The sequence below is a fragment of the Streptomyces sp. NPDC052107 genome (genome assembly GCF_040680215.1).
Lineage (GTDB): Bacteria > Actinomycetota > Actinomycetes > Streptomycetales > Streptomycetaceae > Streptomyces.
The window spans coordinates 1-21,537 of record NZ_JBFAWG010000090.1; the positions used below are offsets into that span (position 1 = coordinate 1).

At 70.9% G+C, this 21,537-nt stretch carries 19 protein-coding genes, 1 tRNA gene and 2 pseudogenes; 11 read left to right on the forward strand and 11 right to left on the reverse strand.

Annotation, left to right across the window (positions count from 1 at the left end; genetic code table 11):
- Positions 1-308 precede the first annotated feature (308 nt).
- Both AB0M27_RS40050 and AB0M27_RS40055 read right to left on the reverse strand, forming a co-directional pair.
- Positions 309-1,070: a tetratricopeptide repeat protein gene (locus tag AB0M27_RS40050; RefSeq protein WP_365729798.1), complete on the reverse strand. Its 762-nt coding sequence runs from the start codon at positions 1,068-1,070 to the stop codon at positions 309-311.
- A 151-nt stretch (positions 1,071-1,221) separates the two neighbouring features.
- Positions 1,222-1,833 (reverse strand): TetR/AcrR family transcriptional regulator, encoded by a 612-nt coding sequence (locus AB0M27_RS40055; protein ID WP_365729800.1) that lies wholly within the window; start codon positions 1,831-1,833, stop codon positions 1,222-1,224.
- Between the two features lie 237 nt (positions 1,834-2,070).
- Between AB0M27_RS40055 and AB0M27_RS40060 the strand changes: the two genes are divergently transcribed.
- From AB0M27_RS40060 to AB0M27_RS40070, 3 genes are all read left to right on the forward strand, one after another.
- Positions 2,071-3,090 carry an aldo/keto reductase gene (locus AB0M27_RS40060; RefSeq protein ID WP_365729802.1) on the forward strand — a complete coding sequence of 340 codons (1,020 nt, stop codon included), beginning with the start codon at positions 2,071-2,073 and terminating at the stop codon, positions 3,088-3,090.
- A gap of 67 nt (positions 3,091-3,157) precedes the next feature.
- Positions 3,158-4,036, forward strand: a complete 879-nt coding sequence (locus AB0M27_RS40065; protein ID WP_365729804.1) for an LLM class flavin-dependent oxidoreductase — start codon at positions 3,158-3,160, stop codon at positions 4,034-4,036.
- Positions 4,037-4,091: 55 nt separating this feature from the next.
- Positions 4,092-4,166, forward strand: a tRNA-Leu gene (locus AB0M27_RS40070).
- Positions 4,167-4,236: 70 nt separating this feature from the next.
- On the opposite strand, the gene AB0M27_RS40075 is transcribed toward AB0M27_RS40070, so the two are convergent.
- Together AB0M27_RS40075 and AB0M27_RS40080 are read right to left on the reverse strand one after the other, a co-directional pair.
- Positions 4,237-6,210 (reverse strand): translation factor GTPase family protein, encoded by a 1,974-nt coding sequence (locus AB0M27_RS40075; RefSeq protein WP_365729806.1) that lies wholly within the window; start codon positions 6,208-6,210, stop codon positions 4,237-4,239.
- 205 nt (positions 6,211-6,415) lie between these two features.
- The gene (locus tag AB0M27_RS40080; RefSeq protein WP_365729807.1) at positions 6,416-7,279 is read right to left on the reverse strand and encodes a hypothetical protein; all 864 of its coding nucleotides are present in this window, start codon (positions 7,277-7,279) and stop codon (positions 6,416-6,418) included.
- Positions 7,280-7,363: 84 nt separating this feature from the next.
- Between AB0M27_RS40080 and AB0M27_RS40085 the strand changes: the two genes are divergently transcribed.
- A complete protein-coding gene (locus AB0M27_RS40085; protein WP_365729809.1) occupies positions 7,364-7,846 on the forward strand; it encodes a carboxymuconolactone decarboxylase family protein in 483 nt (160 codons plus the stop codon).
- Positions 7,847-7,913: 67 nt separating this feature from the next.
- On the opposite strand, the pseudogene AB0M27_RS40090 reads toward AB0M27_RS40085, so the two are convergent.
- Positions 7,914-8,111: pseudogene (locus AB0M27_RS40090) on the reverse strand (LysR family transcriptional regulator); the annotation flags it as partial.
- A gap of 87 nt (positions 8,112-8,198) precedes the next feature.
- Between AB0M27_RS40090 and AB0M27_RS40095 the strand changes: the two are divergent.
- Positions 8,199-8,588, forward strand: a complete 390-nt coding sequence (locus AB0M27_RS40095; protein WP_365729811.1) for a RidA family protein — start codon at positions 8,199-8,201, stop codon at positions 8,586-8,588.
- Between the two features lie 622 nt (positions 8,589-9,210).
- Here the strand turns inward: AB0M27_RS40095 and AB0M27_RS40100 are convergent.
- Positions 9,211-10,608, reverse strand: coding sequence for a hypothetical protein (locus AB0M27_RS40100; RefSeq protein ID WP_365729813.1), 1,398 nt, complete (start codon positions 10,606-10,608; stop codon positions 9,211-9,213).
- Between the two features lie 152 nt (positions 10,609-10,760).
- A complete protein-coding gene (locus AB0M27_RS40105) occupies positions 10,761-11,024 on the reverse strand; it encodes a hypothetical protein (protein WP_365729815.1) in 264 nt (87 codons plus the stop codon).
- 146 nt (positions 11,025-11,170) lie between these two features.
- Between AB0M27_RS40105 and AB0M27_RS40110 the strand changes: the two genes are divergently transcribed.
- The gene (locus AB0M27_RS40110; RefSeq protein WP_365729817.1) at positions 11,171-12,613 is read left to right on the forward strand and encodes a multicopper oxidase family protein; all 1,443 of its coding nucleotides are present in this window, start codon (positions 11,171-11,173) and stop codon (positions 12,611-12,613) included.
- A gap of 21 nt (positions 12,614-12,634) precedes the next feature.
- Here AB0M27_RS40110 and AB0M27_RS40115 read toward each other — a convergent pair whose 3' ends face one another.
- Complete coding sequence (locus AB0M27_RS40115) at positions 12,635-13,144, reverse strand: hypothetical protein (RefSeq protein WP_365729819.1); 510 nt, start codon at positions 13,142-13,144, stop codon at positions 12,635-12,637.
- 253 nt (positions 13,145-13,397) lie between these two features.
- Here AB0M27_RS40115 and AB0M27_RS40120 point away from each other — a divergent pair, with 253 nt between their 5' ends.
- From AB0M27_RS40120 to AB0M27_RS40135, 4 genes are all read left to right on the forward strand, one after another.
- Complete coding sequence (locus AB0M27_RS40120) at positions 13,398-14,408, forward strand: LysR family transcriptional regulator (RefSeq protein WP_365729821.1); 1,011 nt, start codon at positions 13,398-13,400, stop codon at positions 14,406-14,408.
- Positions 14,409-14,640: 232 nt separating this feature from the next.
- Complete coding sequence (locus tag AB0M27_RS40125) at positions 14,641-15,291, forward strand: aldo/keto reductase (RefSeq protein WP_365729824.1); 651 nt, start codon at positions 14,641-14,643, stop codon at positions 15,289-15,291.
- Positions 15,288-16,205: an NAD(P)-dependent oxidoreductase gene (locus AB0M27_RS40130; RefSeq protein WP_365729826.1), complete on the forward strand. Its 918-nt coding sequence runs from the start codon at positions 15,288-15,290 to the stop codon at positions 16,203-16,205. Before AB0M27_RS40125 ends, AB0M27_RS40130 begins: the two co-directional genes overlap by 4 nt.
- Positions 16,206-16,236: 31 nt before the next feature.
- Complete coding sequence (locus tag AB0M27_RS40135) at positions 16,237-18,126, forward strand: MFS transporter (protein WP_365729828.1); 1,890 nt, start codon at positions 16,237-16,239, stop codon at positions 18,124-18,126.
- Positions 18,127-18,442: 316 nt separating this feature from the next.
- Here the strand turns inward: AB0M27_RS40135 and AB0M27_RS40140 are convergent, their stop codons facing one another.
- Positions 18,443-19,264: an NAD(P)H-binding protein gene (locus AB0M27_RS40140; protein ID WP_365729830.1), complete on the reverse strand. Its 822-nt coding sequence runs from the start codon at positions 19,262-19,264 to the stop codon at positions 18,443-18,445.
- 163 nt (positions 19,265-19,427) lie between these two features.
- On the opposite strand from AB0M27_RS40140, the gene AB0M27_RS40145 reads away from it, so the two are divergent.
- On the forward strand, positions 19,428-19,961 hold the full coding sequence (locus tag AB0M27_RS40145) for a TetR/AcrR family transcriptional regulator (RefSeq protein ID WP_365729834.1): 534 nt from the start codon (positions 19,428-19,430) through the stop codon (positions 19,959-19,961).
- 90 nt (positions 19,962-20,051) lie between these two features.
- Here AB0M27_RS40145 and AB0M27_RS40150 read toward each other — a convergent pair whose 3' ends face one another.
- Positions 20,052-20,933, reverse strand: coding sequence for a DMT family transporter (locus tag AB0M27_RS40150; protein ID WP_365729832.1), 882 nt, complete (start codon positions 20,931-20,933; stop codon positions 20,052-20,054).
- Between the two features lie 163 nt (positions 20,934-21,096).
- Positions 21,097-21,359 (reverse strand): annotated as a pseudogene (locus AB0M27_RS40155) (chitinase); the annotation flags it as partial.
- Positions 21,360-21,537 lie beyond the last annotated feature (178 nt).

Sequence of the window (21,537 nt, forward strand, 5' to 3'; positions counted from 1 at the left end):
GCGGACGCGCAGTTGAAAAGTCGCTGCCGCGCTTCATGTTCTCCACGTCCACCGAGGAGAACCGGCGCTCACAGCCGACCCACGTGAACGGGATCCTGCCGTCCAACGCCCACTGACGAAGCGTCAACGGGTGTATCCCGAGACACTTCGCAGCCTTGGACATCCGCAGCAACTCCATGCACAGAACTATACGAGCACAACACCCGGGATAGTTAATGAAGTTGTTGAGCCTGACGGCACGTCGGCTCCCCGCACATCGGGGGAAGTCCCCCATCTTGCGTGTCGGGGTATCCGTAGGGGCTGCTCTGTCACATGCCGTCGATGCGGTCGAGCAGCGCCCGGGCCTCGACGGTGCGGCGATGGTCCGGGCCGAACCCCGCCCGACAGGTGGCGTGGGCGGTCATGGCCAGGGTGCGGGCCTCGGCAGCGCGGCCCAGCCCCAAAAGCGCGGTGGCGACGGCCAGTTCAACGGCCCCGGTCTCCGCGCGGGAGAGGCCCTCGGGCAGTTTCCGGCACAGCGCGCCGACACGCTCCGCTTCGGCAAGAGCCTCCTCGTGGCGGCCCTGACCGTTGAGACTGCGAGTCAGGCCGAGTTGCAGGACCAGGGCCAGCCGGCTCGGTGCGCCGTGGGCGGCGAGAGCCTCACGGGCGAGTGTCTCGGCCTCCTCGTGGCGGCCCTGCTCGTTGAGGGCGAAGACCAGTCCGTTACGGGCAGCCCCGGCTATGAGGGACATGTCCGACCCCACCCCGCGACCGGCGATCCGGGCCACGGCCGCGCACTCCGCCTCGCATTCGGCATGCCGGTCGAGCGCGGCCAGCGTCTGCGCGCGGTCCGAGCGGAGTTTGAGTGTCTGCGGATGCTCGGCGCCGAAGGTCCTGCCGAACCCCGGTAGCAGGTCGTCGTAGGCGGCGAGGGCCTCGGCATGCCGGCCCTGGGCGCTCATCGCGAGCGCGGCGACGCTCAGGGCCAGCGGTGCGTAGGAATCGAGGCGCAGCACCGACCGGGCCTCGGCGACGGCGCGGGCCTCGGTCTCCGCCTCGGCATAACGCCCGTCCTTGTACAGGGTCATGGCCTGGGTCAACGGGGATGTCGCGGTCTTTTCCGCATCGTTTCGGCCACGCGACCGGAAGAATTTCATGCCGGGAGCATACGGATGCCGCACACACAGGCTGGGGGAGTGGCGACAGTACGCCGCGGGCCATGCCGGGGACCCGCCTCCCTCACTTGCCGGTTCGGTGGTCGGCGTGTTCGGCGCGCAGACCTTGGACCAGGAGGTCCACCAGCCGGCGCGCGTCGTACCGGGGGTCGCTCTCCGCGCCGATGCAGAGGTTGCCGACACCGCGCATGAGCTCGTAGGCCTGCAGGTCGGAGCGAATCTCGCCGGCGGCGGCCGCGGCTTCGAGCAGCTCGGTGCAGACCGGGACGAGCCGTTCGAGGAAGTAGGTGTGCAGCGTGTCGAAGCCAGCGTTGTCGGACTTCAGCACGGCGGCGAGTCCGTGCTTGGTGACCAGGAAATCGACGAAGAGGTCGATCCACCGCCCGAGTGCGGCGTGGGCGGTGGCACTCGACTCCAGCAGCGCGGGACCGGCCTCGGCCAGGCTCTCCACCTGGTGCCGGTAGACGGCGATGATGAGATCCGAACGCGTCGGGAAGTGGCGGTAGATCGTTCCGACTCCGACCCCGGCCCGCGCCGCGATGTCGCGTACCGGCGCTTCCACACCCGACGTGACGAAGACCGCCGCGGCCGCGTCGAGCAGCGTCTCCTTGTTGCGCCGGGCGTCGCTCCGCCTGGGCCGGGCCGCGCGCCCCGGCCCCTCGCCGCCGTCGTTCACAGCGCCGCTCCTTCCACAGCCGTGCTTGCTAAACGGAACAGTGTTCCGTATCGTCTTTACCGGAACGGTGTTCCGCTTTGTTTATGGTGTCAGAGCGCCGGGCCGACCGCCAAGCCGGGCCGGTCAGGGCGGGCCATGCCATCGCCGCGACGCTCCACCTCCCGCAATCGGATTCCGCGACTACATCACTTTTCGGCATCGGTTTTTACGATGCCCCCCGCAGTGAGGAGACAGGTCATGCAGTTCCGCACCTTGGGCCGCACCGGTGTGCAGGTCAGCTCTCTCGCGCTCGGCGCGATGAACTTCGGCAGGATCGGACGCACCACCCAGGACGAGGCCACCGCCATCGTCGACGCCGCTCTCGAAGGCGGGATCAACCTCGTCGACACCGCCGACATGTACGGCGACGGTGAGTCGGAGGAGATGGTCGGCAAGGCCATCGCGGGCCGCCGTGACGACATCGTGCTGGCGACGAAGGCCGCCATGCCCATGGGCGACGAGCGCAACCACCGGGGCGGTTCGCGCCGCTGGCTGGTCACTGCGCTGGACAACAGCCTGCGCCGCCTCGGCGTCGACCACGTCGACCTCTACCAGATCCATCGGTGGGACCCGAACACCAGCGACGAGGAGACCCTGACGGCCCTGACCGACCTGCAACGCGCGGGAAAGGTCCGCTACTTCGGCTCCTCGACCTTCCCGGCGTACCGCATCGTCCAGGCGCAGTGGGCCGCCCGCGAGCACCACCTGAGCCGTTACGTCACCGAACAGCCCAGCTACTCCGTCCTGCAGCGCGGTATCGAGAGCCATGTGCTGCCCGTGACCGAGGAGTACGGGCTCGGTGTGCTGGTGTGGAGCCCGCTGGCCTCGGGCTGGTTGTCGGGCGCGATCCGCGCCGGCCGGGACATCACCACCAGCCGCTCGGCGTTCATGCCGCAACGCTTCGACATCAGCGTCCCCGCCAACAGGGTCAGGCTCGAAGCCGTAGAGCGGCTGGCCCGGGTCGCCGACGAGGCCGGCCTCACGCTGATCCAGCTCGCGCTAGGTTTCGTGACCGCGCATCCCGCGGTGACCAGCGCGCTCATCGGCCCCCGCACGCCGGACCACCTGCGGGCCCAACTCGCCGCCGCCGACACCGTGCTGCCCGCCCACGTACTCGACGCCATCGACGCGATCGTGGCCCCCGGTGTCGACCTGGCCCCCGAGGAGAAGCACGACACCCCGCCCGCGCTGCTCGACCCCGCACTGCGACGCCGGTGAGCGCCGCATCCGCCATGGCCATGTCCCGGAACCGCCAAGTTCCGTGTGCCGAAAGGACCAACAGCTCATGCCGCACCCATCCCGGCCTCGCTTCGGAATCATGACCGCGCCCTCGCAGGTCGACTACCACGACCTTCTGCGGGTCTGGCGTGAGGCGGACACGATCCCGGAGATCGAGCACGCCTGGCTGTTCGATCACCTCATGCCCATCTTCGGCGACCCGGACGGTCCGGTCTTCGAGGGCTGGACGCTGCTCTCGGCCCTCGCCGCCCACACCCGTCGCCTGCGCGTCGGCGTGCTCGTGACCAGCAACCGGTTCCGGCCGCCCGCGCTGCTGGCCAAGATCGCCACGACCGTCGACATCGTCTCCGGCGGACGGCTCGACTTCGGTATCGGCGTCGGCTCACGCCCCGGCCATCCCCTGGCCCGGCGCGAGTACGAAGCACACGGCCTGCCCTTCCACGACTCCGCGCACGCCGTGGCGAGCCTCGCCGAAGCCTGCACGGTGATCCGGCGGCTGTGGACGGAAGCCGAGCCCTTCGACTTCCACGGCACCCACCACCGCCTCACCGGAGCGTCCGGAAATCCCAAACCCGTCCAGCGCCCCCACCCGCCGATCCTCATCGGCGGGCGTTCGTCTACGACGCTGCGCGTGGTCGCCGAGCACGCCGACCTGTGGAACATCCCCGGCGGCGGTGACATCGACGACATCGTGGAGCGCAACGCGCTGCTCGACCGCTACTGCACCGAGATCGGCCGTGACCCCGCCTCGGTCACCCGCTCGATCCACCTGCCCGTGTCCTACGACGAGCCCGGCAGCACCCGGGACGCGGTCGGCGAGGCGATCGACGCCGGCTTCCGGCACATCGTGCTCGGACTGTCGTCGCCGTACCCCGCCGGGGTCGCCCGGTGGGTCGCCGACGAACTCATCAGCCCGTCGGCCTGAGCCGGCCCGGCGGCCTGCCCTCCCGGCTCGGTCCCGGCGTATGATCATCGGCAAGGCGGGGCCGTAGCACAGAGGTAGTGCGCCGCGACAGCATCTCGGAGGACGTCGGTTCGCATCCGACCGCCCCGCCCCTTCCCGTTCCAGCGGCAGTGGTTCCCACGCCCTGCAATGCGTCGACCGAACCCGAAAGCGGCGCGGCCTCACACCCTCCGATGCACGTGCAGCAGGTATTCCTCGCGGTGCAGTGGGTTGTGGTCGGTGCGCTTGCGGGTCCGCGGAGTCGTGGCCGGGCGGTGGTGGTCGAAGGCCGTCTCCAGGACGCCCTCGCCGCCGGTGAGTTCGGGCAGCTCGGCTTCCAGGCCGTGCACCTGGTCCGCGGGCACGTGGCCCTCGACCGTGTACGCGTCTGCGAGTACGACGGGTGGGTCGGTGAGGGCGCGGCGGCGGGCCAGGGCCGGTGACACGGCGGCGTAGGCGTCCTGCGGGAACTCCAGGCGGAAGCGGTGCATCGGCTCGTGCACGACCGTCCCGGCCCGGCGCAGCGCGGTCATCAGGACCAGCGGGGTCAGGCCGCGGAACTCGCCGGCCGTGCTGCGGATGCTGCAGAAGCCCGAATGGGTCATCGTCACCAGGCAGTCGGGCACCTGCCAGCCGTACAGGCCCTGCCGCAGCGTGGTGTGGACCGTCTCCTCGACGGCGCGCATGTAGCCCAGCGGAAGCGAGCCGAGTTCGACCTCCCGGCGGAAGACGACCCCTGCGCCGACCGCGCCCGGCTCCACCCGCAGCCCCACGGTGGCCAGGAACGGGTTCCCGCCGTGGTCGAGGATCTCGTACGCCGCTCCGGTCCCGGTGACGCGCTCCACACAGATCGGGCTGGTCTCCCGGAACACGACCGCGAGCCCGTACTCCTCGGCCAGAGTGGTGGCGAGGACCTCCTTTTGCACCTCGCCGTACAGAGAGACGGAAAGCTCCTGGCCCTCGGGATCCTGCCGCAGCCCGATCAGCGGGTCCTGCTCGGCGAGCTGGGTCAGGGCCAGGTGCAGGGCGCCCTTGTCGGCCGGGTCGGCGGGCACCACGACGGTCTCCAGCGAAGGCGGCGCGAAGACATGCTGGTACGGGCGGTCGTCCGGCTCCCGGCCGATCTCGTCCCCGATCCGGACCTCGGCGAGACCGCGCAGTGCCGCGATCTGACCGGCTCGAACCGACGCCCGGCGCTCCACCGCACCCCGGTCGAAGACGGCCAGCTCCGTGACCTTGCCCTCGCGCCCCGCGACCGGGACGCGCTCGCGGACCCTGAGTTCGCCGGAGAACAGCCGGGCGTACGCGATCTTCTCGCCGCTCTCGCCGCGCTCCACCTTGAACACCCGCCCCGACAGCGGCCCTCCGGCATCGCCGCCCCGGGCGGGCAGGAACTCCCGTACTCCCTCGATGAGTTCGGCGACCCCCGTGCCGGTGATCGCCGAGCCGACGTAGACCGGATGGATCCGCCCGGCGCGGGTCTGCGCGGCGAGTGCGGTACGCAGCCGCTCGTACGGGACGGAGCGCGCGTCGGTGACGTATGCGCCGAGCAGGCTGTCGTCGTGGAGGGTGAGTGTGTCCAGGAGGCGCTGCGTGAAGGTGGCGTCCTCCGGAGCGAAGGCCACGGCCTGTGCCTCGGCCGTGCCGATACCGCCGGCGATCCGCGCCATGGGGATCACGGGCACGTCGAGCCTGCGCTCGATCTCGCGCAGCACACGGCCGTCGTCGGCGCCACGCCGGTCGGCCTTGTTGAGGAACAGCAGCGTGGGGATGCCGAGCCGCTTCAGCGTCCGCATCAGCACGCGGGTCTGCGGCTGTACACCCTCGACGGCGGAGACGACGAGCACCGCGCCGTCCAGGACGCCGAGGACGCGTTCGACCTCGGCGATGAAATCCGGGTGTCCAGGGGTGTCGACCAGATTCACGGAGACGGCCGAACCGTCGCTGCCGAGAACGAAGTTGGCGACCGCCGTCTTGATGGTGATGCCGCGGCGGCGTTCCAGCTCCAGGCTGTCGGTCCGGGTACTGCCCGCGTCGACGCTGCCGATCTCGTCGATGACCCCGGCCGCGTACAGCAGCCGCTCGGTCAGGCTCGTCTTACCGGCGTCGACGTGCGCCAGGATCCCCAGGTTGAGCGTGTGTGACGTGGTGCGCACAGAGCGTCATGTCCTTCAGGTTGATGGCCATTCCTTTCGTGTGGGACATGAACTGTCGGCGCATCGGTCGGCTCCTTGGTCACGGAGGGTTGCTTGTGCAAGCCTGGCACAGCGGACATCGGGCGGCGAGGCAATTTCCGGCACGGCGTGGCGGGGCGAATTCCGGAACGCGGCGCGAACGCGGCACGGTCGGCGTCCGGGTGGGTCATGCGAAGGCCACCTCGGCGGTGGCGTGCCGCGGCTCGCGGGGGCCGGCGATGTGCAGGGACGCCTGTCCGTTGGAAGGCGTGCCGTCTGCCAGGAGGTGCTCGCCGACGAAGGCCGGCCGGTGCAGGCGGTAGGACAGCGACCGCACCTGCCGCTCGGGGGCGTTCCCGCGTACGAGTTCCAGCATGAGCAGGGCCAGCAGCGGGCCGTGGACGACGAGACCCGGATAGCCCTCCACGTCACGGCAGTACGGCGCGTCGTAGTGGATTCGGTGGGCGTTGGCGGTGAGCGCGCTGAACCGGAACAGCAGGGTCTCGGTCGGCCGCAGGCGCAGCCGCCACGGGCCGTCGGGCTCCGGTACGGCCGAGTCGTCGAGCGTGGCCGGGTGCCGGGGCGTGGAGCCGTCGCCCGAGCGGTAGACGATGTCCTGTTCCTCGACCAGACAGATGCGGCCGTGCTGCCGGAACTCCTGACGTTCGGTCACGAACAGCAACTCGCCGCTGCGGCCCTGCTTGGGCGTGACGGCGGCCAGGCTGCTGACGCGCTCGGCGGGCTCGCCCAGGCGCAGCGGCTCGGCGATCTCGCAGCGTCCGCCGGCGAACATGCGCCGACGACGGGGGATGGGCGGCAGAAAACGGGCGTCGCGCAGGTGTCCGTCGGGGCCGAGGGCCTGCTGGGGCGCCCAGTGCAGGAAGTACAGCCACTGCCACAGGGGCGGCAGGTGGTCGCCGGACCCGGCGGCGGCACCGGGGAGGTCCAGCAGGGCCGACAGGGCTGCCGTCGGAGCCGGCGGCAGCGCGTCCTCGTCGGTCACCGGTTCCGGATGCCATGACTCCACGTGAGAGGTGAGAGAGGCGGGCATGGGCGTCGTTTCCTTGTGGGGCAAATGGTAGTTTAGGATTCAACATCTAACGGGTGGCTGGCCATCGCAGTCGGAGGAGTCCAGTTGAGCAGTCCTGTCACGGTCGGCGCCACGCGGCGGATCTTCATCGACAAGCAGAGTCCCAAGGCGTATCACGCGCTGGTGCAGACGTCCGAGGCGGTCCGGGCGACCGCAGCCGAGGCGGGCCTGGAGCGCACCCTGGTGGAGCTGGTCAACCTCCGGGTGTCCCAGATCAACGGCTGCGCCTACTGTCTGCGCGTGCACACCCGCGCCGCGCTCAGGGCCGGCGACACCCCGGACCGCCTGGGCGTGCTCGCCGCCTGGCGCGACACCGAGCTGTTCACGCCCGCCGAACGGGCCGCCCTGGCGCTGGCCGAGGCGACCACCGCCGCCGCGGACGCCGCCGCGCAGGACGCCGCCTACGCGGCGGCGCGGGACATGTTCACCGACGACCAGATAGCGGCGGTGATCTGGGTGGCCGTGACCATCAACGCCTTCAACCGGGTCTCGATCATGAGCAGGCATCCGGTGCGGCCGGAGCAGTGACAGCACGCCTCAGCGTTCAGAGCATGGGCCGCGGGCCCTGATCGATCGTCTCCAGCAGCCGGGCACGGCCGGCCGGGGTGAGCCGCACGCGCCCCGGTTCACGGTCGAAGAGCGCATGCCCGACCTTCTCCTCCAGCCGGCGGATCTGCTGACTCAACGGCGGCTGGGCGATACCCAGACGGGCGGCGGCGTGACCGAAGTTCAGTTCCTCGGCGAGCACGACGAAGGCGTGCGGCTGCGCCGGCGGGAGTTCGGGGCGGTCCATCTGCGCAGAGTCCATCTGCGCAGAGATATCACTCCATGCCGACGTCAGTATGAGACGTATCAACGCTGGTCACCTAGCGTTCCGCGCATGACAGAGCGACGTGCGATCCTCAGCGGCTCGACCTTCGAGGAGCAGATCGGTTACGCCCGTGCCGTGGTCGACGGCGACCGGGTGCATGTGTCCGGGACCACCGGGTTCGACTACACCACCATGACGATCTCGGACGACGTCGTGGAACAGGCCGAGCAGTGCCTGCGCAACATCGAGGCCGCGCTCACCGAGGCGAAGTGCACCTTCGCCGACGTGGTGCGGGTGCGCTATCTGCTGCCGGACCGCGCGGACTTCGAGCCGTGCTGGCCGGTGCTGCGTCGCTGCTTCGGCGCCGTCCGTCCGGCCGCCACCATGCTGGAGTGCGGCCTCTCCGACCCTCGCATGAAGATCGAGATCGAGGTGGACGCCCGCCGCCAGGCGGGTTGATCCCGCCCGCGTCATGGCTGGGCCCACGACACAGGAGTCCGTCCGGGCTCACGACACCGAGTCCGTCCGAGCTCGCGACACGAAGTCCATCCCGGCTCATGTGGCCAAGCCCGTCGCCCCGTCCCGCCGTTCCATGTGTCGGCCGCGTCGCAGGATCCGTGCCTCGCGTGGCAGCAGCCGGGGGCCGGCCACGACCAGGACCTCGCACCGGGCCCGGGCCGGGACGTGCCGGTGCACCGGCCGGCGGTGCGGCCGGGCCGCCGGACCACGGGGCCTGGCCATGCCGATGGCCAGGCCCCGTGGTCCGGGGACGACGCGACCGAGCAGAGCACCGGCCCCGCGGAGCCCCTGACGACCCGCCGTTCGATCCGCAGGTCGGCCGGAGGTCCGCCGACCGCCAGTTCGAAGGCCCTGTCCAGCCGCCGGCGTGCCTCGTCGGCCCGCAGCCGGGCCCACGAGGGCTCGGGCCGGCGCCGGTAGAGGGCGTCGCCCTCCGGCGGCTACCAGGCTCGCACGGCCACCAGCGCGCGGCGGTTCTGCGCGCCCCACGATGCCGCGGCGCAACGCGGTCAGCCCGGCGAGTGAGTCGCTCACCCCGACGACGACATCCCCGGCCGGCATGTCACCGGTGATTCCATCTGGTGACATGCCACCCACGCCAGGAGGGCCGATCCGCCCCGGACAAAGTCCAATCGGTGGAAAGTGGCCTTGATTGCGGGACGGTGAGTCGGCGCTCCGGCGGAATGGCGGTTCTGTGCATCTCCGTCCGCCGCCCGGCGGCGCCCGCCCGGTCCCGAGCGCGCTCGGCGGGGCGCAGGAACGCGGTCCACCCGCCCTCCGGCTTCTCACCGACCTGGAGGCTGCGCAGCTTCGCGAGGCTCTCGGGTTCCTGGGCGTCGAGCCAGTCGACGAACTGCCGGAAGGAGACCAGGCGCACGTCCTCCCGGCCGGCGATCTGCCTGAGCGTCTCCTCGGCCGCGTCCATGTAGATGCCGCCGTTCCACTGCTCGAAGTGGTTGCCGATGAACAGCGGCGCGCGGTTGGTCTCGTAGGCCCGCTGGAACCCGGCCAGGTACGCCTGTGTCGCCTGGGCCCGCCAGTAGGGGTAGTTGTAGGACGGTGCCCGCGTCGTGGTCTTGGACTGGTTCGCCAGCATGTTGTAGTCCATGGACAGCACCTCGAAGGTGTGCCCGGGGAAAGGGATGCTCTGCAGCGGCAGGTCCCAGATGCCGCCCTGCTTCCTCGGCCAGCGTTGCAGCCCACCCGGTGAGGAGGCGTCGTAGCGCCAGCCGACTTCCCGTGCGGCCGGCAGCAGGTTCGACTGCCCGAGCAGGCAAGGGGTGCGGCCGCCCACGAGTTCCTTGTCGTAGTCGAAGGGGAGCGACGGTTCGTCGTGCCAACCGGTATGTGTGCGCCACGACTTGACGAAGGTCCGCGCCTGCTCGATCTCCGAACGCCACTGTTCGGCACTCCAGTTGGCCACCGATCCGGAGCCGGTGCAGAAGTGCCCGTTGAAGTGTGTGCCGATCTCGTGGCCGTCGAGCCAGGCCTCACGGACGTACTTCAGCGTCGCCTTGAGGTGTTCGTCGGTGAGATAGCCGATGTCCGAGGCACCGACCGGGTTGTTCGGCGGGTCGTAGAGGCGCTTCTTGTGCTCCGGCAGGAGGTAGAGGCCGGACAGGAAGAAGGTCATGTGCGCGCCGTGGGTGCGGGCGAGTTCCAGGAAGCGCGGGAACAGGCCCATGCCCAACTCGCCGGCGCCGTCCCAGGAGAACACCACGAACTGCGGTGGTGTCTGGCCGGGTTCGAGGGGCAGGGAAGACGCCGGCTGGTGCGGCTGACGACCGGTGTACGAGGTCGAGCCGTCCCCGATCAGCCGGACCGCCCTCCGCTCGTCCGGGCTTCCGGGGGCACCGTCCCGTCCGCCCGGGCCACCACAAGAGGCGAACGACGCGGCGGCCACACCGAGGCCGGCACCGACACTGAGGCGTGCCACACTGCGGCGGCTGATTCCACCCATGGTCACCATCCCAACCCGCGCCCTGCCACGACGCGTTGTGCGCACCCCCGCCCGAAACTCCCGTCGTACCGCACCATAAGGGAAATAAATATACAAAATGGCTAAACGGGTGCGGAGTGGCGCGCAAAGTGGCCGTCAAGCATCACTGGTCGTCACCCGTCCGGCTCTACGGCGCCTGCTGTGCGGGTGCTCAGTCCAGAGCAGCGGTCACCGCCTTGGACACCATCGCCTCCGCTCGTCGCCCTCCGGCCTGCCGAACCGGGTGGAGGCCAGGGGCCGACCTTGGCGCAGGCCTTGGCCTGGTCGGCCGCGAGGAGCAGCGAGTCGGCCGTCCAGAAGCGGTCGACGGGTGTGTCGTCGTGCGCGACCACATGAAACCTCTGGCCCCGCAGGCGGAGTGCGGGGTGCTCGCGCATGACGGCAAGCACACCACAGGTGACTGAGGGGTGGCATCGGGGTGCAGAGCGTCGCTCGAACGGTCCAGCCGGGGCGCGTGTGGCTAGCCCTGGGGTTTTCGTGGTGGTCAGCTACGCGAGACCGTGTGTTCATCACTGGAGGCGTCATGCGATCCCGTTCCACGCTGCCACGCATCACCATGGCGCTGATCCTTGCCTTCGGCGCCCTGATGAGCGGCTGCACCAGCACCCCGTCCCGGTCGTCGTCGATGATGTCATCGCCGTCGCCAACGCTCTCGTTCGCCACAGGTTCCGCTCTCAGGGAACCGGCGCAACTGGTAAGCCACAACGGGCTGCTGCGGGCGGACATCGTCGTGGAGAGACGGCGCGTGAACATTGGCGGCCACGCGTTGTGGGCACTCACCTACAACGGCAGCTACATGCCGCCCACGCTGCGGATCCGGCCCGGGGACAAGATGGAGCTGGCCCTGAAGAACACGCTCGGCGAGGAGACCAACTTGCATGTGCACGGTCTCCATGTGTCACCGAGCGGCGACGCCGACAACATCTTCCTCCACGTCCATCCGGGCGAGACGTTCCACTACTCCTACCAGTTCCCCAAGTCGCTGCGAGCCGGCACCTACTGGTACCACCCCCACCCGCACCACACCGCCGCGTCTCAGGTCGCCGGGGGCATGTCGGGCATCCTCATCGTCGACGGCCTGCAGCAGTACCTTCCGGCGAACCTGCGCCACATCACCGAGCACGTCATCGCGCTCAAGGACTTCCAGACCCAGGGCGATGCGATCAGGACCAAGGATCTGCACATCGGCGCGCCCACCCATCGCACCGTCAACGGCCAGCTGAACCCGGTCATCCGCATCCGGCCGGGTGAGACCCAGTTGTGGCGACTGGCCAACATCAGCGCCAACATCTATTACAAAGTCCGCCTGCAGGGCCAGAAGTTCCATGTGATCGCGCACGACGGCACACCCGTCGACCGCATCTGGACGGCCGACTCGCTGCTCCTCGCGGCCGGGGCCCGCTTCGACGTGCTCGTACAGGGCGGTCCGGCCGGCCGCACCCAGCTGGAGACGCTCCCGTACGAGACCGGGCCGGGCGGCAATTCCTTCCCGCAGGCGACCTTGGCCACCCTGGTCTCCACAGGGCCCTCCGCGCGACCGGCGACGCTGCCCACCTCGTCCTTCGCGCCGACCGTGGATCTGGCCCACGAGGAGATCGCCGCGCGGCGCACCGTCGTGTTCTCCGAGAACAGCGCCGGCACCAAGTTCTACATCAACGGCAAGCAGTTCGACCCGAACCGGGTGGACATGCGGGCCAAACTGAACACGGTCGAGGAGTGGACCGTGGTCAACGAAAGCAACGAGGAACACTCCTTCCACGTGCACACCAACCACTTCCAGCTGATGAGCATCAACGGCCGTCCGCACGAGAGCCACAGCCTGCAGGACGTCGCGAACGTTTCCGCCAAGGGTCGGATCGTCATCCGGATCCGGTTCAAGGACTACACCGGCAAGACCGTCCTGCACTGCCACATCCTCAACCACGAGGACCGGGGCATGATGGCGGTGCTGGACATCGAGAAGTGACGCGCATGGCCGCGAGCGGGGTCAGCCGGCGGCGCCGAGCGCGGCGCTGACGCCGGCGATGACCGCACCGCCGATCGCGATGAAGACGAACGAGCGCAGGAAGCCCGTGCCGAAGAAGCGCCAGCGGATCCAGGCCAGCGTCACCAGTTCACAGGCGATCGTGGCCAGTGCCACGGCCAGCGCGAGGCGGTATTGCGGGATCAGGAAGGGCAGGGTGTGCAGCACCCCGCCGAGGAACGTACCCGCCCCGGTGATGGCACCGCGCAGGTAGGGGCTGCCGCGCCCGGTCAGGTCCCCGGTGTCGGACAGGCCTTCGGAGAAGGCCATGCTGACACCGGCACCGATGGCGGTGGCCAGCCCGGCGAAGAACGCGTAACGCGGCTGCTGAGTGGCGAAGGCTACGGCGAAGATCGGGGCCAGTGTGGACAGCGAGCCGTCGATCAGGCCGTTCATGGCGGGTTGTACCCGCTTCAGGAGGAACGAACGCTTGACTTGGTGTTCGGACGGGCTCAGTGCCGTGGTGGCGGTCATGGCGTGTCTCCTGGCTGGTCATCGCACCCTGAAGGACTCGAAGGAGAGTCCGGGGAGCAGGTGATGGCGCCGTTGGATGCGGGGCCGTGAAGCCTTCCGGGCTCCTGGTCGCGCCCTCGTCCGGCTGGCCGGACGGTCTCCCCGGAGGTGGTGGGGCGTCGATGCCTTCGAAGCTCGCAGATGCCGGCCCGCCCCGGTAGCCGCCGTAGGCTTGAGGGGATACAACCCCGGCTTGCAGCTGGGAGGGCGGCTCATGGCTCTCAGTACGCACGTCCCCGACCTGGCCGCGCTGGAATTGTTGCTGGGTGTGGCGCAGGAGGGCAGCCTGAACAGCGTCGCCCGGGCGGTGGGGGTGAGCCAGCAGGCGGTCTCGGCGCGGATCAGGGCGATGGAGGCCCAGACCGGCGTCACGCTGGTGCACCGGAGTCCGCGCGGCTCCAGCCTGACCGCCGAAGGTGTCGTGATCGCGGAGTGGGCCGCCCGGCTGCTGGGTGTCGCGGCGGAGATGGACGCCGGGATCGCCGCCCTGCGGGCCGACCGCCGTGACCGGCTGAGGGTCAGTGCCAGCCTGACCATCGCGGAGCAGCTCCTGCCGGGCTGGCTGTCGTCCTTCCGTGCGGCACAGCGACCGGGACGTGCCGCGCCGGAGATCCTGCTGACCGCGATCAACACCACCACAGTGATCGCCCACGTCATGGCGGGCACGGCGGACATCGGATTCACCGAGGGCCCTCAGCGGCCGGCCGGGCTCCATGGCAGGGTCGTTGGCCACGACAGGCTCGCCGTGGTCGTCACTCCGGGCCACCCCTGGGCTCACCGCCGCCGACCGGTCGGCGCCGCCGAGCTGGCCGCCACACCGCTGGTCAGCCGGGAGGGCGGTTCCGGCACCCTTGACACCCTCACCGCTGCTCTGGCCGCGGTGCTCGGTCCTGGCGTCCCCCAGGTCGTCCCGGCGCTGTCGCTGCCCACCACGGCGGCGGTACGCGCGGCCGCACTGGCGGGCACCGCACCAGCCGTCATCAGCGAACTGGCCGTCGAGGACGATCTGGCCACAGGCCGGCTCGTGACGGTGCGGACACCGGAACTCGACCTGCGCAGGACTCTGCGCGTCATCTGGGACGGCGCCTCCACCCCGCCGAGCGGTGTGGCACGGGACCTGATCGCTCACATCACCCGCCGCGATCAACGCGGGCGGCCGCGCCGGCCGGCATCCGGCGCAGAGCCGGCAACCGGCACCGGCATCCCGGGCCGTTCTGCCTCCTGACCTCGCCGGACCCGCACAACGCGTGCTCCGCGTTCAAGTGCGGTCGCCGGCCTGCCCCCGGACTCCGGCATCGGCCGACCGCCCCGCCGGCGGCGGTGGGCAACGGTCGGGGACTGTGACGCCTGCCCGGTACAAGGACGGTTTGTATCCCGGCAAGCACAGGGCCACTACCGGAGGCTTCCGGTGGATGTGAGCGTCGAGGCAGGAGATTCCACCCACCAAGGGGGACGCCATGCAGACGATGACACGGGGCTCATCCGGCCCGGCGATGACACCTGTCGCGTACGGCACATGGCAGCCCGGCGGGAACTGGGGGCCCATGGCCGAGCGCGCCCCGACTCAGTCCGCCAAGGGCGGCCTGTGCATGGACGGGAACCGGCTGGTCCGCGACGCCGGTCCGGCAAGGCTGCGCAAGGGTGTCGAGGCCACGTACGCCGAACCGGTGGCGCAAGGCCTGATCCGTCACGTGGGTGTCTCCCTCCACACCCCGGCGCAGAGGGCCGAGTTCGCCACCGTGCCGGCCTACGCACCACTGGCCCACGGACTGCTCGGCGGGGCCATCCTCCCCGACACCACGTTCGATCCGGACGACCGGCGCGCCGACGGACCGGCCTTCACCGGTCCAGGGCTCGTCCGCAACCTCGACGTGGTGGCGGCGCTCAGCGCCTTCCCGGCCGGCCGAGACGCATCGGTCGCCGAACCGGCGGTGGTCCGGGTGCCGGCCCACCCCGCCGTCCAAGCCGTCCTCGCCGGTGCCCGCACCCCGGCCCACCTGGCGCAATGCCTGGGCGCTCCTCACCTTCACCTCAACCTGGCCGAGATCGACCACATCATGACCGCCGCCGTCCCGTTCGGCGGTCCCAGCCCGGAAGGAATGTCATGATCACCACCCAGCCCACGTCGCTGCACAGCACGCCGGCCCCCCTCGGAGGCCGCACCCCGAAGACACCCGTGATCGCCTTCCTGGGCACCGGGCGGATGGGCGGCCCCATGGCCGTAAACCTGGCCCGCGGCGGCTTCCAGCTTCGGGTGTGGAACCGAACCGGCAGCCGCGCCGCCACCCTGGCCGGGCACGGAGCGTTCGTTGCACACACTCCTGCGGAAGCGGTCCAGGGCGCCGGAATCCTCATCACCATGCTCGCCGACGGGCCCGCCACCGAGCAGGCCGCGAACGGCCAGGACGGGTTTCTGGCTCGATGCCGCGGGCTGATCTGGGTGCAGATGGCCACCATCGGAGCTCGCTGGTCGTCCCAGCTCGCCGTGGCCGCCGCCCGGCACGGGGTGACGTTCGTGGACGCCCCGGTCTCCGGCAGCCAGGGACCGGCCGAGGCCGGGCAGCTGATCGTCCTGGCCAGCGGTCCCGATCGGGTGCGGGACGTCCTCACCCCGGTGTTCGGCGCGTTGGGGCGAGCCACCGTCTGGCTGGGTCCGGCCGGCGACGGCACCAGGGCGAAGCTGGTGCTGAACAGCTGGCTCGTCGACCTCGTCGAAGCCACCGCGGAGGCTCTGTCCTTCGCCGGCCGACTCGGCCTGGACCCCGCCTCGATCGTGGAACTGCTGCGGTCCACCCCGCTCGGGTCGCCGTATGCGGTGCAGAAGGCCACCACCATGCTGGCCGGCGACTTCACACCCGCCTTCGCGCTCAAGCACGCGGTCAAGGACGCCGAACTGGCCGTACAGGCCGCATACGGCAGCGGCACCCACCTCCCGCTCACCGAAGCGCTGCTGCCCCGCTGGCGGCACACCGCCGTCGAGCACGCCGACGACGACCTGTCCGCGGTCTACATCACGGCGTGATCGAACCGGCCCGACGAAAGGACGCACGGCGATGAGGACATGTGCCGGGCCCACTGGTCCGTCGACGCCATCTGCGGCCACGACGCAGCCCCGCGACGACAAGGGCACAGCGGACGACCACAACCACACCGGCACCGCCGGCCGAACGGGCGAGCACGGACGGCTGGGGCTGGCCCTCATCCTGGTCGCCGCCTTCATGGTGGTGCTGGACTTCAGCATCGTGAACGTCGCCCTGTCGTCGATCCAGCGTGAACTCGGCGTCTCCGCAGCCTCGGTCCAGTGGGTGGTCACGGCCTATGCCATCGCCTTCGGGGGCCTGCTCATCCTCGGCGGCCGGGCCGGCGACCTCTACGGGCGCCGGCGTCTGTTCCTCGCGGGGATCGGCGTGTTCACCGCCGCATCCCTGGCCGGTGGACTCGCCCGCGACCCGGTGTTGCTGATCGCCGCACGCCTGGTGCAGGGCAGCGGGGCCGCGATGGTCGCGCCCGCCGCACTGTCGCTCATCACCACGGGCTTCGCCGAAGGCCCGCGCCGGACCAGAGCGCTGGGCCTGTACGGTGCGACGGCGTCCGTAGGCTTCGTCGCCGGCCAGGTGCTCGGCGGCGTACTGGTGGAGTTCCTCAGCTGGCGCTCGGTGTTCCTGGTGAACGTTCCGGTGGGCCTGGCCGCCATGCTGCTGGCCCCCCGTGTCCTGCGGGAGTCGAGGTCGGCGCGTGCCGGGCGGCACCTGGACACCTCGGGTGCGCTCCTGATCACCCTGGCCGTGGCAGCCCTGGTCTTCGCCGTCTCCCAGACCGCCACCACCGGTGTCGACTCCGTCGCCGTGCTGGCCCCGCTCGCGCTGTCCGCCCTGGCGGGCGCGGTCTTCGTGGCGAACGAACGCCGGCACGCCGATCCGCTCGTGCAGCCGGCACTGCTGCGCATCCACGGCTTGCGCAACGCCGGCACCCTCATGCTGCTGCTCGGCCTGTGGAACGGCGGTGAAATGCTCGTGCTCTCCGTGTACCTCCAGCAAGTCCTGCACATGTCGCCGCTCGAGGCCGGACTGAGCATCGCTCCACAGGGGATCGTCGGACTGGCCACCGGCCTGCTGGGCACACGGCTGATCCGCCACATCGGCATTCAACGCGTGCTGGTGGTGGCCGGAACCGCCGCCACCGCCGGCTTCGCCGCCCTGACCCGGCTCCCGACGACCGGTGGCTCCCACCTGCCGCTCGCGGCGGTGATGCTCGTCGGATTCGGCACCACCGGCATGGCATTCGGCAGCATGGTCACCGCGAGCGCCGGAATCGCCGACCGTGACCAGGGCCTGGTCGGCGGAGTGATCAACACCAGTCGGCAACTGGGCGCCGCGATGGGAGCGGCGCTGCTTCCCGCGGTCGCCGACGCGGTCGACCGAACGAGGCACACCTCCATGGCAATCGGCGATCGGGCAGCCATGCTCGCCGGGCTGCTGGCGGCCGCACTGGCCACGCTCGTGGCGCTGAAGGCCTGGTACGGCACCACGGCACGGTGTCGGCTGATTCATGTCACAGCTTCGACGCTCGCCGTCGGAGATCGGTCGCCTTCAGGAGACCCCGGGCCGGATGCCGTATTCGGCCAGCCAGGTGAGCAGTTCCGCACGGGTCGCGCGGACGAGGCGTCCGCCGGTGAACCGGGCGTCGTCCGTCACCTCGGCCACGCGCGTGCTCGGTGGAGCGAAGGACTCGGCCTCCGCGTCCGTCGCGAACTCGGCTTCCGCCGGCACCAGTCCGCGCAGTCGGCCGGCGAAGACATCGACTCCGAGGGGAGGCACGCTGAAACGGGTCTTGGTGAGTGCCCGGGCCGGGAGCGTGGCCAGTACGTCGTACTCGGCCGGCGACAGACAGATGTTCGTGACAAGCCCCTGCACGCTGCCGGGCCGCCGGGACCTTCTGTGTGAGCCTCAACTCGGCCGACCGTGCGGCGACCCGGCACAACGAAGCCTCAAGCAGGTGTCCGGCAGACAGCGGTCGGTGATCACTCGGGTGGCCCGTCACCGCCGACGGCGCGGGCGGGGCGGCCAGCAGGAAGCGCCGCTCGCGCTCGACACGTGCGTACGTGCCCGGGCGGACGGTGTCGCCGTCGACGCGTCCCGCCTTCTCGCTCATCGCCCCAGCATCCCAGCCCTGCCTTCGCCGCTCACCGGACGAGCTCGTGGACATCATCGCTTCGGAGGTGTTTCCGGGGCCCGGCGTCCGCCCTCTGCCGACGGCGGATCAGCGGAACGCCGCCACGTTGCGCGCCGCCCACGCGGAGAAGGGGGCCGCGGGGCGGCCGAGCAGGCGCGGCACATCCGGGCCGACCGCCTGCTCCTCCGGAGTGGGGGTGCCCAGGACGGCGAGCGTGCCCTCGGCGACGGCGGGCGGCATGAACCGGGCCATCTGCGCGTGGGCCTCCTCGCGGCTCTGCTCCACGAACGTCACCGGCTCCCCGAGCGCGGCGGCGATCGCTGCGGCCCGCCGCCGTGGGGTCGTGGGCTCCGGGCCGGTCAGCGTGTACGTGGCGCCGTCGTGTCCGTCCTCGCGCAGTACGGCCGTCGCCACCGCGGCGACGTCGTCCGGATCGACGAACGGCAGTGCCACATCGGCGAAGGGCGCCGCCGCGATGCGGTACCGGCGCACCGGCTCGGCCCAGGCCAGCGCATTGGAGGCCAGCCCGCCCGAGCGCAGCACGGTGAACGGCAGCCCCGACTCGGCCACCGCCGCCTCGAAGCGGGCCGCGTGCGCGTACGTGGCGGGCCGGGTGCCCACGCCCTGCGAGGACAGCAGCACCACCTTCCCCACACCGGCCGCGGCGGCCCGGCGCAGGATGCCGACCGGATCCTCTCCGGCCACGAGCAGGAACAGCGCCTTGGCGCCCTCCAGCGCGGGGGCGAGGCTCTGCGGTTCAGCGAGGTCGGCGGCGACGGCCCGCACTCCCGGCGGCACGTCTTCCTCGCCGATGTGCCGGGCGACTGCGGTCACCGTCTCCCCGGCCTGGATCAACGCCGCGACCAGGGCCCCTCCGACGTTCCCCGTGGCACCCGTGACAACGATCATGGCAACTGCTCCTTCTGAGTTAGTTGACTAACTAAGTCGAGACTTTAGTCCGCGGCGTCGCTCGTTGTCTATCCTCAGTCAGGTGACTGACTCAGATTCCGCCGCCGCGGCCCGGTCCGCGCGACCCGGCCGATCCGGCCGGGGCGGCAAGCGCGAACGCCTGGTGACGGCGGCCGTCCAGGTCTTCCACGAGCAGGGTGTGGAGAAGACCACCCTTGGTGACATCGCCCGTACGGCCGAGGTGCCGCTCGGCAACGTCTATTACTACTTCAAGACCAAGGACCAGCTGGTCGAAGCCGCGGTGGACGCCCACTGCGAGCAACTGGAAGCGCTCACCGACCGGTTGGACGCCCTTCCGGACCCGGCCGCCCGGCTGAGGGCCCTCGTCGCCGGCTGGGTCGACCAGCGCGAGACCGCGGCCCGCTTCGGCTGTCCCTTCGGCACCCTCGCCACCGAGCTCGACAAGCGCGACGACGGCTTGGACCGGGCTGCCGCGAAGGTCATGCGGGCCCTGCTCGACTGGGTGGAGTCCCAGTTCGCCCAGCTCGGCCGCGCCGACGCCGCCGCCCTCGCCGTCGAACTCGTCGCGGCCTACCAGGGCATGTCCGTCCTCACCAACACCCTGCGCGACCCCGGACTGATGGCCGCCCAGGGCGAACGCCTCCAGTCGTGGATCGACGGGATCGCCAAGCGGTAGGGAAGCGCGCGCCGCCGGGGAGGGTGTCCGAGGGGCGGTACCGGCCTTCCCCGGCAGACTGCAGGCGCGCCATCCACCGAGGGGCGGCGCTCAGGTCGCCAGGTCCCGTTCTTCCACCGCGACCGGCACCACGATGATGCGCTGGACGGCCCGGCTGAGCACCACCACGCCCCCGACGATCAGCAGGGCGCCCATCGCTTCCGGGACCAGCCACCAGCCCGTGCGGATCCGCTCCTCGAACAGGGTCATGCCGAGCGTCAGGCTCACCACCGCGTCGCCGATGGTCAGCGCCGGCTGTGCCGCAGCCAGCGGACCGGCCTGGAGCGCGTTCTCCAGCAGGATCACGGACCCGGCGCCGGCCAGCGCGAAGCCGTACGTCTGCCAGGAGCGCAGGAACGCCGCGAAACCGTGGTCGGCGAAGGTGCCGCTGGCCGACTTCAGCAGGGCGGCGGTCAGCGCGTTGCCCGTGGCGGAGGCCGCGGCCAGCAGCGCGGCGCGCCGGGCCGGCGAGCTGCCCCGGCCGGACAGCAGCACCGCCGCGGCCATCCCGCCGAGGCACAGGAACAGCGCCGGGATCCACCGGCTGAGCGGCGCGTGGTTGACGGCGCCGTGCGGGGCGGCGGCGATGAGCAGGACGGCGAGGCCCACGACACAGCCGCCGACGCCCCACCAGCCCCAGCGGGGCAGCCGTCTGTGCATCAGCGGGGCGGCGACGAGCAGTGCGAAGGGTAGCTCCAGGATGAAGAGCGGCTGGACCAGCGCGAGCGGTCCGTTGATCAGGGCCAGGCTCTGGAACAGCGCGGCGCAGACCACACCGCCCATGCCGATCACCCAGAAGGGCCGGCGCACCAGCTCCGCGAGCAGCCGGAGTCCGCCGCGACTGCTCGCCGACGCGGCCTTGCGCTGGAAGGCGGTGCCCACGGCGTTGCTCGCAGCGCCCGCGACGGCGAACGCCGCGGCCAGTTCGATCACGACCGTCTCCTGCCTGCGGGAGGCCTCCTGGAGGAGCTTCCGGTCTTTTCAGACTACGAAGGCAGGCGTCCGGACGCCCGTCGATGGCCCCCGCAGCCGGCAGGCCGATCACATGAGCAGGCCCCGCCCGTTGATCGCCGAGCGGGGCCGTCGGAACGGTGGATCAGCTCAGGGTGAGATTGTCGGCGTAGACCGCGCCCTGGCCGTACCAGCCGTGGACGTACACCGTGACCGTGCCCGAGGCGCCGGTCGTGAACGGGACCGGGAGCTTCGACCACGTCGAGGACGAGGCCCAGGTGCTGGCGTCGCGCCTCCGCTGACCCCGAGGTAGGCGTACGGACCCTGCACCCAGCCGCTCAGCGTGCAGGAGGTGTTGGGCTTCAGGGCCAGGGCCTGTGCGCACTGGCCCGTCTGGGAGGCGGAGGGCGCGGTCTCCCACAGCATCCCGAGCCGCAGCGAGAAGCACCGCCAGCGGGAGGTCAGCCACACGTCCCGCTGGGTGGGCCGGATAGGCTCACCAGTTGGATTAGCGAAGCGTAGTGAACCTGTGGCAGAGTGCTACGCGCACGCCCGGCGCCCAGGCGACGTCGGGCACCCTCCTCGG

Coding starts and splice junctions, on each gene's coding strand:
- AB0M27_RS40050 (WP_365729798.1), bottom strand. CDS start 1,070: ATGACCCTGTACAAGGACGGGCGTTATGCCGAGGCGGAGACCGAGGCC.
- AB0M27_RS40060 (WP_365729802.1), top strand. CDS start 2,071: ATGCAGTTCCGCACCTTGGGCCGCACCGGTGTGCAGGTCAGCTCTCTC.
- AB0M27_RS40065 (WP_365729804.1), top strand. CDS start 3,158: ATGCCGCACCCATCCCGGCCTCGCTTCGGAATCATGACCGCGCCCTCG.
- AB0M27_RS40080 (WP_365729807.1), bottom strand. CDS start 7,279: ATGCCCGCCTCTCTCACCTCTCACGTGGAGTCATGGCATCCGGAACCG.
- AB0M27_RS40095 (WP_365729811.1), top strand. CDS start 8,199: ATGACAGAGCGACGTGCGATCCTCAGCGGCTCGACCTTCGAGGAGCAG.
- AB0M27_RS40100 (WP_365729813.1), bottom strand. CDS start 10,608: ATGGGTGGAATCAGCCGCCGCAGTGTGGCACGCCTCAGTGTCGGTGCC.
- AB0M27_RS40105 (WP_365729815.1), bottom strand. CDS start 11,024: ATGCGCGAGCACCCCGCACTCCGCCTGCGGGGCCAGAGGTTTCATGTG.
- AB0M27_RS40110 (WP_365729817.1), top strand. CDS start 11,171: ATGCGATCCCGTTCCACGCTGCCACGCATCACCATGGCGCTGATCCTT.
- AB0M27_RS40115 (WP_365729819.1), bottom strand. CDS start 13,144: ATGACCGCCACCACGGCACTGAGCCCGTCCGAACACCAAGTCAAGCGT.
- AB0M27_RS40120 (WP_365729821.1), top strand. CDS start 13,398: ATGGCTCTCAGTACGCACGTCCCCGACCTGGCCGCGCTGGAATTGTTG.
- AB0M27_RS40125 (WP_365729824.1), top strand. CDS start 14,641: ATGCAGACGATGACACGGGGCTCATCCGGCCCGGCGATGACACCTGTC.
- AB0M27_RS40130 (WP_365729826.1), top strand. CDS start 15,288: ATGATCACCACCCAGCCCACGTCGCTGCACAGCACGCCGGCCCCCCTC.
- AB0M27_RS40135 (WP_365729828.1), top strand. CDS start 16,237: ATGAGGACATGTGCCGGGCCCACTGGTCCGTCGACGCCATCTGCGGCC.
- AB0M27_RS40140 (WP_365729830.1), bottom strand. CDS start 19,264: ATGATCGTTGTCACGGGTGCCACGGGGAACGTCGGAGGGGCCCTGGTC.